At 65.1% G+C, this 13,481-nt stretch carries 14 protein-coding genes; 9 read left to right on the forward strand and 5 right to left on the reverse strand.

What is annotated here, in order from left to right; translation table 11 throughout:
* Positions 1-143: 143 nt before the first annotated feature.
* Positions 144-818, forward strand: coding sequence for a DNA repair protein RadC (gene radC / locus N5C28_RS13365; RefSeq protein WP_279822942.1), 675 nt, complete (start codon positions 144-146; stop codon positions 816-818).
* Positions 819-877: 59 nt separating this feature from the next.
* Here the strand turns inward: radC and N5C28_RS13370 are convergent, their stop codons facing one another.
* Entirely contained in the window at positions 878-2,482 is a 1,605-nt protein-coding gene (locus N5C28_RS13370) for an ABC transporter substrate-binding protein (RefSeq protein WP_279822944.1), read from the reverse strand.
* A 413-nt stretch (positions 2,483-2,895) separates the two neighbouring features.
* Between N5C28_RS13370 and rpmB the strand changes: the two genes are divergently transcribed.
* Together rpmB and rpmG are read left to right on the forward strand one after the other, a co-directional pair.
* Positions 2,896-3,132, forward strand: a complete 237-nt coding sequence (gene rpmB, locus N5C28_RS13375; protein WP_016495372.1) for a 50S ribosomal protein L28 — start codon at positions 2,896-2,898, stop codon at positions 3,130-3,132.
* Between the two features lie 10 nt (positions 3,133-3,142).
* Complete coding sequence (rpmG, locus tag N5C28_RS13380) at positions 3,143-3,298, forward strand: 50S ribosomal protein L33 (protein WP_003464575.1); 156 nt, start codon at positions 3,143-3,145, stop codon at positions 3,296-3,298.
* Positions 3,299-3,426: 128 nt separating this feature from the next.
* On the opposite strand, the gene N5C28_RS13385 is transcribed toward rpmG, so the two are convergent.
* Positions 3,427-3,792 carry a cupin domain-containing protein gene (locus N5C28_RS13385; protein ID WP_279822948.1) on the reverse strand — a complete coding sequence of 122 codons (366 nt, stop codon included), beginning with the start codon at positions 3,790-3,792 and terminating at the stop codon, positions 3,427-3,429.
* 317 nt (positions 3,793-4,109) lie between these two features.
* Here N5C28_RS13385 and N5C28_RS13390 point away from each other — a divergent pair, with 317 nt between their 5' ends.
* Positions 4,110-5,603: an aldehyde dehydrogenase gene (locus N5C28_RS13390; RefSeq protein ID WP_279822950.1), complete on the forward strand. Its 1,494-nt coding sequence runs from the start codon at positions 4,110-4,112 to the stop codon at positions 5,601-5,603.
* Positions 5,604-5,747: 144 nt separating this feature from the next.
* A complete protein-coding gene (locus tag N5C28_RS13395) occupies positions 5,748-6,902 on the forward strand; it encodes an MFS transporter (protein WP_279822952.1) in 1,155 nt (384 codons plus the stop codon).
* Here the strand turns inward: N5C28_RS13395 and N5C28_RS13400 are convergent.
* Positions 6,899-8,317 (reverse strand): PLP-dependent aminotransferase family protein, encoded by a 1,419-nt coding sequence (locus N5C28_RS13400; RefSeq protein WP_279822955.1) that lies wholly within the window; start codon positions 8,315-8,317, stop codon positions 6,899-6,901. The two genes, N5C28_RS13395 and N5C28_RS13400, sit on opposite strands and share 4 nt — an antisense overlap.
* Before the next feature lie 234 nt (positions 8,318-8,551).
* Here N5C28_RS13400 and N5C28_RS13405 point away from each other — a divergent pair, with 234 nt between their 5' ends.
* Positions 8,552-8,746 (forward strand): DUF1127 domain-containing protein, encoded by a 195-nt coding sequence (locus N5C28_RS13405; protein ID WP_279823064.1) that lies wholly within the window; start codon positions 8,552-8,554, stop codon positions 8,744-8,746.
* 25 nt (positions 8,747-8,771) lie between these two features.
* Here the strand turns inward: N5C28_RS13405 and N5C28_RS13410 are convergent, their stop codons facing one another.
* Complete coding sequence (locus N5C28_RS13410; protein WP_279822956.1) at positions 8,772-10,085, reverse strand: FAD-binding oxidoreductase; 1,314 nt, start codon at positions 10,083-10,085, stop codon at positions 8,772-8,774.
* A gap of 163 nt (positions 10,086-10,248) precedes the next feature.
* Between N5C28_RS13410 and N5C28_RS13415 the strand changes: the two genes are divergently transcribed.
* Positions 10,249-10,602, forward strand: coding sequence for a YkgJ family cysteine cluster protein (locus tag N5C28_RS13415; protein WP_279822958.1), 354 nt, complete (start codon positions 10,249-10,251; stop codon positions 10,600-10,602).
* A 533-nt stretch (positions 10,603-11,135) separates the two neighbouring features.
* Here N5C28_RS13415 and dadR read toward each other — a convergent pair.
* Positions 11,136-11,624: a transcriptional regulator DadR gene (gene dadR, locus N5C28_RS13420; protein WP_013789818.1), complete on the reverse strand. Its 489-nt coding sequence runs from the start codon at positions 11,622-11,624 to the stop codon at positions 11,136-11,138.
* A gap of 146 nt (positions 11,625-11,770) precedes the next feature.
* On the opposite strand from dadR, the gene dadA reads away from it, so the two are divergent.
* Together dadA and N5C28_RS13430 are read left to right on the forward strand one after the other, a co-directional pair.
* A complete protein-coding gene (dadA, locus tag N5C28_RS13425) occupies positions 11,771-13,069 on the forward strand; it encodes a D-amino acid dehydrogenase (protein ID WP_279822959.1) in 1,299 nt (432 codons plus the stop codon).
* 33 nt (positions 13,070-13,102) lie between these two features.
* Entirely contained in the window at positions 13,103-13,453 is a 351-nt protein-coding gene (locus tag N5C28_RS13430; protein ID WP_279822961.1) for a RidA family protein, read from the forward strand.
* Positions 13,454-13,481: the final 28 nt, after the last annotated feature.

A 13,481-nucleotide genomic window follows, 5' to 3' on the forward strand; every position in this document is an offset into this window, starting at 1 on the left:
GACACCTCCCCAGGCCGATCACCACGCAAAAAACTGGGCTACGATAGCACAGCGGCCGCAGCGGAACAGCGGCCCAGGGAGCCCGGCGAGTCGCGTCGGGCAGCGATTCCGGCCCTCGTGGCCGGGTCAGACATGGAGGTTGTATGAGTATTCGCAATTGGCCCGCGGCGGAACGCCCGCGGGAGAAGCTCCTGGCCCAGGGAGCGGAGAACCTGACCGACGCCGAACTGCTGGCGATTTTTCTGCGCACCGGGGTGTCCGGGCAAAGCGCGGTGGACCTGGCGCGTCACCTGCTCAGCGATTTTGGCGGCTTGCGCCACCTGCTCCAGGCCGATCAGCGGGCGTTCAGCAGCCGCCTCGGCCTGGGCCCGGCGAAATTCGCGCAGCTGCAGGCGGTGTTGGAAATGGGCCGTCGGCACCTGGCCGAACGCCTGCGCCGCGACTCCGCCCTGGAGAACCCGCAGGCGGTGCGCGATTACCTGAAGGCGCTGTTGCGGCACGAGCCCCATGAAGTGTTCGGCTGCCTGTTTCTCGATGCCAAGCACCGGGTGCTGACGTTCGAGGCACTGTTCCATGGCTCCATCGACAGTGCCAGCGTATACCCGCGCCAGGTGGTCAAGCGGGCGCTGGCGCACAACGCCGCCGCCCTGATCCTGACCCACAACCACCCTTCGGGCGTGGCCGAGCCGAGCCAGGCGGACCGCATGCTGACCCGGCGGCTGAAGGATGCGCTGGAGCTGGTGGATGTGCGGGTGCTCGACCACTTCATCGTCGGCGACGGCGAGCCTGTGTCGATGGCCGAGATCGGCTGGTTGTAACCCAATAGCCGCTGCGCCGGCGCTCTGCGTGCCGGTGCAGCGGGTGCCATGGGCGAGGGTCAGTTGCTCAGGCGAACCTTGGAGAAATCCTGGCGGCCGAACGGGCTGACGGCATAGCCCTCCACCGATTTCTGAGTCAGGGCGAACGCCGTGGGGTGCGCCAGCGGCAGCCACAGGGCCTGCTGCTGGATCAGCGCCTGGGCTTCCTTGTACAGGGTGGTGCGCTGGGTCTGATCGCTGGTGGCCTTGCCCTTGGCGATCAGTTCGTCGAGCTTCGGGTTGCAGTAGCGGGCGAAGTTCAGGCCGGACTCCACCGACGCGCAGGAAAACTGCGGCGTGAGGAAGTTGTCCGGGTCCCCGTTGTCCCCCGCCCAGCCCATGAACAGCAGGTCGTGCTCGCCGGCCTTGGCGCGGCGAATCAGCTCGCCCCATTCGATGACGCGGATTTCTGCCCGGATACCCACTTCAGCCAGGTCCGCCTGCAGCAGCTGCGCGCCCAGGCTGGGGTTGGGGTTGAGCAGGCTGCCCGCCGGACGGGTCCAGATGGTGGTCTTGAAGCCGTCCGCCAGTCCGGCCTCCTTCAGCAGGGCCCGTGCCTTTTCCGGGTCATGGGCGTAGCCGGGCAGTTCGCTGGCGTAGCCCCAGGTGTTAGGCGGGTAAGGGCCATTGGCAGCCTCGGCGCTGTCTTCGAAGACGGCCTTGAGGTAGCTGGTCTTGTCGAATGCCAGGTTGATCGCCTGGCGCACCGCCGGCTGGTCGAGGGGCGGATGCTGGCTGTTGATCCCGACGAAAGCCGTCATGAACGCCGAGGTGTGCACTTGCCTGATCTTCGGATCGCTGGCGCTGGCCTTCACGTCGAGCGGCTTGGGCGACAGGGCGATGTGGCATTCGCCGCGGCGCAGCTTCTGCAGCCGGACGTTGGCGTCCGGGGTGATGGCGAACACCAGCCGGTCCACGGCCGGGGCGCCGGCGAAGTACTCGGCGTTGGCCGTGTAACGCACCACGGCGTCCTTCTGGTAGCGCGAGAACACGAAGGGGCCGGTGCCCACGGGCTGGCTGTTGAGTTTTTCCGGCGTGCCCGCTTCCATTAACTGGGCGGCGTACTCGGCGGAGTAGATCGATGCGAACCCCATGCTCAGGGTGGCGAGGAAGGTCGCGTCGGGACGGTTGAGCGTCACGCGCACGGTATGGGCGTCGACCTTGTCGAGCTGCTTGATCAGGTCGGGCAGCTGCATCGACTGGGCATGGGGGTAACCGCTGGCCGCCACCTTGTGCCAGGGTTGATTGGGGTCGAGCATGCGCTGGAAGCTGAACAGCACGTCATCGGCGTTCAGCGGCCGGCCCGGCGTGAAGTAGTCCGTGTCATGGAAGGCCACGTCTTCGCGCAGGTGGAAGGTATAGAGGAGGCCGTCGTCGCTGACCTCCCAGCGCTGGGCCAGGCTCGGCTGCAGGGTGCCGCTGGCGGCGTCGAACTCCACCAGACGGTTCATCAGGACGTCGGCCGAGGCGTTGGTGGTGGTCAGGGAGTTGTACTGCACCACGTCGAAACCTTCCGGGCTGGCCTCGGTACACACGCTGAGCGTGGCGGCCTGCGCCAGGGCGGGGCCGAGCAGGGCGGTGAGCAACAGTGGGGCGGTGAGCCGGGACCGGATAGCTGGGGGCATGACAAACTCCATGGCAGGGCGGCGCGCGTCCATGGGCGCGCCGTCAAGGGCCTACCCTAGGGGCTGCGGGTGGGTTGGTGCAAGCCTGCCGACGCGCACCCGGCAGGGTGCCGGTCGCACCTGAACCGCGGAACGCCGGATTTTTCGACGAGCGGTCCATGGGCGAGCGCAGCCCCGGCCGCTCGCGCCGACGCCCTGATCGCCCCGGTGGCGCTGCGGACAAAAGTGCGTTCGGCCTTGTTGCTCTGGGGGCTTTCTGGTATAAAGCAGCGCTCTTTTCTAGGGGCCCGGTTGTTGCGCTTTCAGGTGTGGCCGGTAAGACCCTCGAGAAACGCGGCGCAGAGCGCCAATGACATTGAGTTTAAGCGGCCAACCCATGCCGGGTTGGGCATGTGGTTTTAGAGGGCTGAGGCATGTCGAGAGTCTGTCAAGTTACCGGTAAGGGTCCGGTAACCGGGAACAACATTTCCCACGCAAACAACAAAACCCGTCGTCGTTTCCTGCCGAACCTGCAGCACCATCGCTTCTGGGTCGAGTCCGAGAAGCGCTTCGTGCGTCTGCGCGTATCTGCCAAAGGCATGCGTGTCATCGACAAGCGTGGCATTGACGTAGTGCTGTCCGAGCTGCGTGCTCGCGGCGAAAAGGTTTAAGGAGCAAATCATGCGCGAACTGATCCGTTTGGTGTCCAGCGCCGGTACCGGCCACTTCTACACCACCGACAAGAACAAACGCACCACTCCGGACAAAATCGAAATCAAAAAATTCGATCCGGTTGTGCGCAAGCACGTGATGTACAAGGAAGCCAAGATCAAGTAATTGATCGGCTGCCTTATCAAGAAGCCCGCCTATATGGCGGGCTTTTTGTTGCCTGTTTTTTTGCCGGAGGGCCGGGCAAAAAAAGCCCGCCATGGAGGCGGGCAACGGGGGTGATGGTAAAACGTCACTCAGCTCGCGGCCTGCTCGAAGATCACGTAGACCTTGCGGCAGGCTTCCAGCACTTCCCAGGTGCCGGAGAAGCCAGCCGGGATCACGAAGCGGTCGCCGGCGCGGACGGTCTTGGCATTGCCCTCCCGGTCGCGCAGTACGGAAACCCCTTGGAGAATTTCGCAGTACTCGTGTTCGGTGTAGTTGACCGTCCACTGGCCGACGGCCCCTTCCCAGATGCCCACATTGAACTGCCCGCACGGGCTGCCGTAATGGTTGCGCACGAGCTGGTCGGGCTCGCCCTTGAGAATCTTCTCGGGGGCGGGCCGGTAGCGCTCGGCGGCACTGGTGGCGTTGGCGAAGTCGACGATCTGTTCGATGTTCATCGTGGCATCCGGCTGTTCGGTGAAAGGTAAGGTCGCAGGGCTGGGGCCGGTTTTGCGGCGTGACACCCAGCCTGGCCGGCCCTATCGAGGCGTTGTCCGCCTAGGTGGGCCTGGCGCACCCGGGCAATTTCGCGAGTCTATGTTTAATAAAACGAACAAGGCAAGGCGGTTTTATCCATCTTTGTCAAAAATATTGAAAATCCCCAAGCCTCTGGTTTAGTGTGTCGGGCAGTGTCCGGCCCCGATACGGGCCTTGCAGAATTATTGACAGTGCCGCCACCGCTGGGGGGCACGTTCACCGATACGAGGATGCACGCATGACTAGCCTGACTCGCGCCGATTGGGAACAGCGCGGCAAGAACCTGAAGATCGAAGGCCGTGCCTTTGTCCACGGTGCCTATCGTCCAGCGGCCTCCGGCGCGACCTTCGAGTGCATCAGTCCGGTGGACGGTCGCCTGCTGGCGCAGGTCGCCAGCTGCGACCAGGCCGACGCTGACGCGGCGGTCGAGGATGCGCGCAAAACCTTCGACTCCGGCGTCTGGTCGCGCCTGGCACCGGTGGCCCGCAAGCAGGTGATGATCCGTTTTGCCGACCTGATCGAGGCGCACGGCGAAGAGCTGGCGCTGCTGGAAACCCTGGACATGGGCAAGCCGATCAGCGACTCGCTGAACATCGACGTCTCCAGTGCCGCCCGCGCCATTCGCTGGAGCGGTGAGGCCATCGACAAGATCTACGACGAAGTGGCCGCGACCCCGCACAACGAGCTGGGCCTGGTGACCCGCGAGCCGATTGGTGTGGTGGCGGCCATCGTGCCGTGGAACTTCCCCCTGCTGATGAGCTGCTGGAAGCTCGGCCCGGCGCTGGCCACCGGCAACTCGGTGATCCTCAAGCCGTCCGAAAAATCGCCGCTGACCGCCATTCGCGTGGCCCAGCTGGCGATCGAGGCCGGCATTCCGGCGGGCGTGTTCAACGTGCTGCCCGGCTTCGGCCACACAGTGGGCAAGGCCCTGGCCCTGCACATGGACGTCGACACCCTGGTGTTCACCGGTTCGACCAAGATTGCCAAGCAGCTCATGGTCTATGCCGGTGAGTCGAACATGAAACGCGTCTGGCTGGAGGCCGGCGGCAAGAGCCCGAACATCGTCTTCGCCGACGCCCCGGACCTGCAGGCCGCTGCCGAAGCCGCTGCCGGTGCCATCGCCTTCAACCAGGGCGAAGTGTGCACCGCGGGCTCGCGCCTGCTGGTGGAAAACTCCATCAAGGACCAGTTCGTACCCCTGGTGGTCGAGGCGATCAAGACCTGGAAACCGGGCAACCCGCTGGACCCGGCGACCAACGTCGGCGCCCTGGTCGACACCACCCAGATGAACAACGTGCTGAGCTACATTCAGGCTGGCCATGACGACGGCGCCAAGCTGGTGGCCGGTGGCAAGCGGGTGATGGAAGAGACCGGCGGTACCTACGTCGAGCCGACCATCTTCGATGGCGTGAACAACGCCATGCGCATCGCCAAGGAAGAAATCTTCGGCCCGGTCCTGTCGGTGATCGGCTTCGACACCGCGGAAGAAGCGGTCGCCATCGCCAACGACACCATCTATGGCCTGGCCGCGGCCGTCTGGACCAGCAACCTGTCCAAGGCACACCTCACCGCCAAGGCACTGCGTGCCGGCAGTGTGTGGGTCAACCAGTACGACGGCGGCGACATGACCGCACCGTTCGGTGGCTTCAAGCAGTCCGGCAACGGCCGCGACAAGTCGCTGCACGCGTTCGACAAGTACACTGAACTGAAAGCCACCTGGATCAAGCTGTAACCAGGCTGCGCTGATCGAGGTCCGCCCTTCGGGGCCGGCTCAGGCAACCCGAGGTTGCCCATAGCCACACCTGCGGCCGGGTTTCCCTTGGGGAATCCGGCCGTTTCGTTTTGTCTCATGGCCACGACGTCAAGGAGTCTGGCAATGCGTTGGGGTACCTATTTCGCCGTCTGTTCGGCCGTCATCAGTATCGGTCTGGCGCTGGGGGTGACCATGCCGCTGGTGTCCCTGCGGCTGGAGGGCTGGGGCTATGACTCCTTCGCCATCGGGGTGATGGCCGCCACGCCGGCAGTGGGCGTGCTGCTGGGCGCCTCCCTAGCCGGCCGGCTGGCCGCGCGCTTCGGCACCACCGCCCTGATGCAGATGTGCCTGCTGCTGGGCGCGTTGTCCGTGGCGACCCTGGCGCTGGTGCAGAACTATGCGGTGTGGTTGGGGCTGCGCCTGTTCATCGGGGTGGCGCTGACCGTGGTGTTCATCCTCGGCGAAAGCTGGATCAACCAGTTGGCCGTGGAGAAATGGCGCGGGCGCTTGGTCGCCCTGTATGGCACCGGTTATGCGTTGAGCCAACTGTCTGGTCCGTTGCTGCTGGCGGCGCTGGGTACCGACACCGATCGTGCGTTCTGGACCGGCACCTGCCTGCTGATCGGTGGCTCGCTGATTCTGCTGGGGCGCACCGGTGCGCCAGCGGTGAATGCCCACAGCGCCTCCGGGCGGGGCCTGCCGGCGTTCTGCCGCAAGCTGCCGGCGGTGGCCTGGGCAGTCATGCTGTTCGCTGCGTTCGAAGCGATGATGTTGACGCTGCTGCCGATCTACGGGCTGCGCCAGGGTTTCACCCAGGAGGTGGCGCTGTTCATGGTCAGCGTGGTGGTGGTCGGCGATGCGGTGCTGCAACTGCCGATCGGCTGGCTGGCCGACCGCATGTCGCGGCCGACCCTGTTCCGTGGCTGCGGGGTGGTCCTGCTGGTTTCCAGCCTGGCGATCCCGCTGCTGTTGCACACGCCGCTGATCTGGCCGGTGTTCGTGCTGTTCGGCGCCAGCGCCGGCGGCCTGTTTACCTTGTCGCTGATCCTGATCGGCGAGCGCTACCGCGACGACGAGCTGGTGCGCGCCAACTCCCATGTCGCCCAGCTGTGGGGGATCGGCTGCCTGATCGGACCGCTCAGCACCGGGGCGGTCAGCCAGTGGGTCAGCGGCCATGCGCTGCCGCTGATGATGGCGGTGGGCGCGGCGGGGTTCGTGGTGCTGGCCTGGCGCGGCTCGGGCTTCGAGCCGCTGGCAGAGAGCAAGGCTGGCGGCTAGAGCTCTTCCAGCAACTCGGCGACGCATTCGCCGACCCGGCGGATCGCCTCTTCGAGCTCCGGGGTGATCTTGAAGGCGTAGTTGATGCGCAGGCAATTGCGGTACTTGCCGGCGGCGGAAAAGATGCTGCCCGGCGCGATCTGCACCTTGTGCGGCAGCAGCAGGCGGTTCAGGCGCTGGCTGTCGAAACCGGCCGGCATCTCGACCCAGAGCATGAAACCGCCGCGCGGCTGGCTGACCCGGGTCCCGGCCGGGAAGTAGCGGCTGATCCAGTCCACCACCTGCTCCAGGCTGCGGGCGTACTGGTTGCGCATGCGCCGCAGGTGGGGCTCGTAGTGGCCGCCTTCGATGAACTCGCTCAACGCCAGCTGGGGCAACTGGGTGCTCATGCCGGTGGTGATGTACTTCATGTGCAGCACCTGCTGCAGGTAGCGCCCCGGTGCGATCCAGCCGATGCGCAGGCCGGGGGCGAGGGTCTTGGAGAACGAACTGCACAGCAGCACGCGGCCATCGTCGTCATAGGACTTGATGGTACGCGGCCGGGGGTAGGTGTAGGCCAGTTCGCCGTAGACGTCGTCCTCGATGATCGCCACGTCGTAGCGTTGCGCCAGGGCGATCAGGGCGCGCTTGTTGGCCTCCGGCATGATGTAGCCGAGCGGGTTATTGCAATTGGGGGTTAGCTGTATGGCCTTGATCGGCCATTGCTCCAGCGCCAGCTCCAGGGCGTCGAGGCTGATCCCGGTCAGCGGGTCGGTGGGCAGTTCCAGCGCTTTCATGCCGAATGCCTTCAGCGCCTGCATGACCCCGTGGAAACTCGGCGAGTCCACCGCAACGATATCTCCCGGCGTGCACACCGCATGGATCGCCGAGGACAACGCCTCGTGGCAACCGGTGGTGATGACGATGTCATCGCCGGGTATCTGGCAGCCGGAATCGAGCATCAGCCGGGAAATCTGGTTACGCAGGCCCGGGTCGCCGTGCAGGCAGCCGTAGCTCCATTCCTTGACGTCCTGACGGCGGCTCAGGCGCGACAGGGTGCGCAGCAGGGGTTTGAGGGTCGGGCTGCTGATGTCCGGCATGCCTCGGCCCAGCTGCATGATGTCGCTGCCGGGGGCGATGCTGATCAGTTCCAGCACCTGGTCCCACTGGGAGATTTCCACCGGCCGTTGCGCCGCGCGGCTGACCATGGGCAGCGCCGGTTTTTCCCGGCTGACCGGTACGAAATAGCCTGACTTGGGCCTCGGCGTGGCCAGCCCCTGGTCTTCCAGGTGGCGGTAGGCCTGCTGCACCGTGCTCAGGCTGACGCCGTGTTCCACGCTGAGGGCGCGAACCGAGGGCAGGCGGTCGCCGGGGCGGTACAGGCCCTGCTCGATGCGGGCGCCGAGCTGTTCGGCGAGGTTCACGTACAGTGTCATGACAGATTCCAGAGTTCAGATACGCCAGCGATGAAACCAGTACAGATTCACGCGATATTGAGGATTCAGCCGCTCGGACGAATCATCTGTATGGAGCTAATAACTATTTTTTGAATCTGTCACGCTTTTTCGTGGAAACGCATCATGACTCCCCATCACGCACGTGAACAGGAGAAGATGATGAGCGGACTTGGCGAAGCAAGAATGCCGGCAGGGCGGCCGGAACGGATGGTCATGCCCCGGGGTGACTGCACACCCCGGCGCGCGGTGCCGCCGACCGACGCAGGTCTGTCGCGCTGGGCGTTGTTCTGGCGGCGTGTGAGCACGCGCAAGGCGTTACTGCGGCTGACCGATGAGCAACTGCGCGATATCGGCCTGACCCGTGCTGAAGCCAATCGCGAGGCGCACCGCCCGTTCTGGATGCTGTGAAGAAAACCGGCCGGAACAGCGCCGGTTACAGCAACTCTTTCAGGCGGTGCCAGGCCATGCCGAGGGCCAGCAGGGGAGAGCGCAGGTAGCGGCCGCCCGGGAACGTCATGTGCGGCACCTGGGCGAACAGGTCGAAGCCTCGGCTTTGCTGGCCGGCGATGGCCTCGCCGAGCAGCTTGCCGGCCAGGTGGGTGGCGTTCACCCCGTGGCCGGAATAGGCCTGGGCATAGAACACGTTCGTGTGCTCCTTCAGGCGGCCGATCTGCGGCAGGCGGTTGGCGCCGATACCGATCATGCCGCCCCACTGGTAGTCGATCTTCACCGACTCGAGTTCGGGGAACACCGCCAGCATCTTGGGCCGCATGTAGCCGGCGATGTCCTGCGGATCGCGACCGGAATAGTGGCAGGCACCGCCGAACAGCAGGCGTCGGTCGGCGGAAAGCCGGTAGTAATCCAGCGCCACCCGCTGGTCGCACAGCGCCATGTTCTGCGGAATGATCGCCCGGGCCTGCGCCTCGGAAAGCGGCTCGGTGGCGATGATGTAGCTGCCCGCCGGCAGCACCTTGCCGCCCAGCGTCGGGTTGAGCTCGCGGATGTAGGCGTTGCAGCCCAGCACCAGCGTATTGGCCCGCACCAGCCCCTGGGCGGTGTGCACCTTCACCTCGGGGCCGTAATCGATGCGCGTTACCGCCGAATCCTCGAACAGCTGCACGCCCAGTGATTGCGCGGCCGCTGCTTCGCCGAGAGCGAGGTTGAGCGGGTGCAGGTGGCCGGAACCCATGTCGATCAGGCCGCCGACGTAACGGTTCGAGCCGACCACTTCATGCATCTGCTCCGGTTGCAGCAGGCGCAGTTCGTGGCGATAACCCAGGCTGCGCAACTCGGCTGCGTCCTCGGCGAAGCCCGCCAGGTCGCGGGGCTTGTTGGCCAAGTCGCAGTAGCCCCAGGTCAGGTCGCAGTCGATGCCGAACTGTTCGACCCGGCGCCGCACGATTTCCACGGCTTCGAGGCCCATCAGCTTCAGCTCGCGCACGCCGTCCGCGCCGATCACGTTCTCGAACTGCTCGACGCCATGGCCCACGCCGCGGATCAGCTGTCCGCCGTTGCGGCCGCTGGCGCCCCAGCCGATCTTGTGTGCTTCGAGCACCACCACCGACAGGCCCTTCTGCGCCAGCTCGATGGCCGTGTTCAACCCGGAAAAACCACCACCGACGATGCACACGTCCGCGCGCACCTCACCGCCCAGTGGCGGGAAGGCCAGGGCGCTGTTGCGCGAGGCGACGTAGTAGGAATCGGCGTGCTGGGGGCTGTGGACCGGCTGTCGAACGCGGGCGTTCATGTGTGAAATCCTGATTTTTATGTTTGGAAAAATTGACGCAGGATAAGCGCGGTTTCCGCGCAACGCCAAGAGGTCGGGGTAAAAAACTGTTTCTCATCGGCTGGTGACCAGTCGAGCCGGCCGAGGGGGGTAAGATGCGCGGGCCCCGTTCAGGATGCCCACGATGAGCTGTACCGCCCGCCAGATAGACCACCTGCGTCGCCAGATTCCACGCTTCGAGTGCGTGCCCGGTTGCCACGACTGCTGCGGTCCGGTGACCGCCTCGTCGGAAGAAATGTCGCGCCTGCCGCGCAAGAGCGCTGCCGAACAGGACGCCGCCCTGGCCGAGCTCAACTGTGTGCACCTCGGCCCCCACGGTTGCCAGGTGTATGACCAGCGGCCGCTGATCTGCCGCCTGTTCGGCACCACGGCCAGCCTGCCGTGCCCGCGTGGCCGAGGGCCGGAGCAGCCGACCGACGCCAGGGTCGAGCGTCAGGTGCACCACCTCATCGCCACGACCCGGCAGGTGCTGGTCTAGGTATTTGCCGCACCACAGCACCGACGGACCTGAAGCTGCCGCGTAACACTTCAACGAGGATTGGAAGCTCAACAGCTCGTACACCTAATCCAACAAGGGCTCCACCACCGAGGGCATCATCCGCTACGGCTCCGTGGACGAAACCTCCGGTAAGAGGCCGTATTGGTGGGGCTGCTATGTCGCCAGCTGGAGCACGCAACAGGTATTCGACGTGAGAAAACGCTTCGCGGTTTTCCACCCTACGCCGGGTGTAGCGAGCAGGTGGCCGGAAGTAGGGTGGATAACGCGAAGCTTATCCACCACGGGGCGTATTCCGCCCGCAGCCCTGCTGGATGGCCGCCTGGTGGAAAACGCTTCGCGGTTTTCCACCCTCCGTTGGGGGGTAGCGAGCAGGTGGCTGGGAGTAGGGTGGATAACGCGCAGCTTATCCACCACAGGGTGTGTTCCGCCCGCAGTCCCTCTGGATGACCGCCTGGTGGAAAACGCTTCGCGGTTTTCCACCCTACGTGATGAACGTGGCGGTGCTGCCGGGATTATTCCGGCACGGGCAGCGCCAGGCTTTCCTTCACTTCTTCCATCACGATGTAGCTCTTCGATTCGCGTACGTGCGGCAGCTTGAGCAGGATGTCGCCGAGCAGTTTGCGGTAGCTAGCCATCTCGTTGATGCGGGCTTTCACCAGGTAGTCGAAGTCGCCGGACACCAGGTGGCACTCCAGCACATGGGGCAGCTTCAGCACGGCGCGGCGGAAGTCTTCGAAGGTGTCGCCGGACTTGTAGTCCAGGCTGATTTCGACGAACACCAGCAGGCTGGCCTTGAGGTTCTGCGGGTTGAGGCGGGCGTGGTAGCCCATGATGATGCCCTCGCGCTCCAGGCGGCGGACGCGCTCGGTGCAGGGCGTGGTCGACAGGCCCACGCGCTCGCCCAGCTCGGTGAAGCTGATGCGTCCGTCCTCCTGCAGGATGCGCAGGATGTTGCGGTCGATCTTGTCCAGTTCGCGACGGCTCTGATGCTGGGTTCGCATGGGGGATGCCCCTCCGTGAAAGCGGTTTCTGCCGAGAATTCTCTCCAAATATAGGCCTGCATATAGTGAAAAGCACTAGTGCTGGCTTCTTATACTGCGCCCATTGTCTATCGGTCGACTGGCCGGGTTGCGGCGAGGAGAAAACCATGCGGGTTCTGGTTCTGGGTAGTGGTGTGATCGGCACGGCCAGTGCGTACTATCTGGCGCGCCAGGGGTTCGAGGTGGTGGTCGTCGACCGCCAGAACGGCCCGGCCCTGGAAACCAGCTTCGCCAACGCCGGCCAGGTCTCGCCAGGCTATGCCTCACCGTGGGCTGCGCCGGGCGTTCCGCTCAAGGCCATCAAGTGGCTGCTGCAGAAGCACGCGCCCCTGGCGATTAAGGCCACCGCCGACATCGACCAGTACCTGTGGATGGCGCAGATGCTGCGCAACTGCACCGCCAGCCGCTACGCAGTGAACAAGGAGCGCATGGTTCGCCTGTCCGAGTACAGCCGCGACTGCCTCGACGAGCTGCGCGCGGAAACCGGCATCGCCTACGAAGGCCGCAGCCTGGGCACCACCCAGCTGTTCCGCACCCAGGCCCAACTGGACAACGCCGCCAAGGACATCGCCGTGCTCGAGCAGTCCGGCGTGCCCTACGAATTGCTGGACCGCGACGGTATCGCCCGGGTCGAGCCGGCCCTGGCTTCGGTCACCCACAAGTTGGCCGGTGCCCTGCGCCTGCCCAACGACCAGACCGGCGACTGCCAGCTGTTCACCACCCAGCTGGCAGACATGGCCAAGGCGCTGGGCGTGGAATTCCGCTTCGGCCAGAACATCGAGCGCCTGGATCATGCCGGCGACCGCATCAATGGCGTGTGGATCGACGGCAAGCTGGAAACGGCCGACCGCTACGTGCTGGCCCTCGGCAGCTTCAGCCCGCAGTTGCTCAAGCCGCTGGGCGTGCGTGCGCCGGTGTATCCGCTCAAGGGCTACTCGCTGACCGTACCGATCACCAACGCCGACATGGCACCGACCTCGACCATTCTCGACGAGACCTACAAGGTCGCGATCACCCGCTTCGACAACCGCATCCGTGTGGGCGGCATGGCGGAAATCGCCGGCTTCGACCTGAGCCTGAATCCGCGTCGCCGCGAAACCCTGGAAATGATCACCGCCGATCTCTACCCGCAGGGAGGCGACCTGAGCCAGGCCACGTTCTGGACCGGCCTGCGCCCGGCCACCCCGGACGGCACGCCGATCGTGGGGGCCACCAGCTTCCGCAACCTGTTCCTCAACACCGGTCACGGCACCCTGGGCTGGACCATGGCCTGTGGCTCTGGCCGCTTCCTGGCCGACCTGATGGCCAAGAAGCGCCCGCAGATCAGTGCCGAAGGCCTGGATATCTCGCGTTACTCGAGCAAGCGTGGCGACGTAGTGGGCGCCCCGCAGCCGGTGCGTACCTGATAGGCTCTGCGCCCCGTTTCGAGGAGATTTGTTATGTCGATCCAGCGCCTGCATGTGGAAAAACGCTACAGCGAAGTGGTTATCCACAACGGCACCGTGTACCTCGCCGGCCAGTTGGCCGACGATTACAGCGGCGATATCCGCCAGCAGACCCGTGAAACCCTGGCCAACATCGACCGCATGCTGGCCGAGGCCGGTACCGACAAGACCCGCATCCTGTCCGTCACCATCTACCTCAACGACATCGATGCCCATTACGAAGGGCTCAATGCCGAGTACGACGCCTGGGTGGCCGAGGGCGCCGCGGCGGCCCGTGCCTGTGTCGAGGCGAAGATGTACCGGCCCGATGTGCTGGTGGAAATGACGGTCGTCGCGGCGCTCTGATCGCGCCGCACCCCGTATCGGTTTGCGC

Source organism: Pseudomonas sp. GD03944 (assembly GCF_029839275.1).
In the GTDB taxonomy this organism is placed as follows: domain Bacteria; phylum Pseudomonadota; class Gammaproteobacteria; order Pseudomonadales; family Pseudomonadaceae; genus Aquipseudomonas.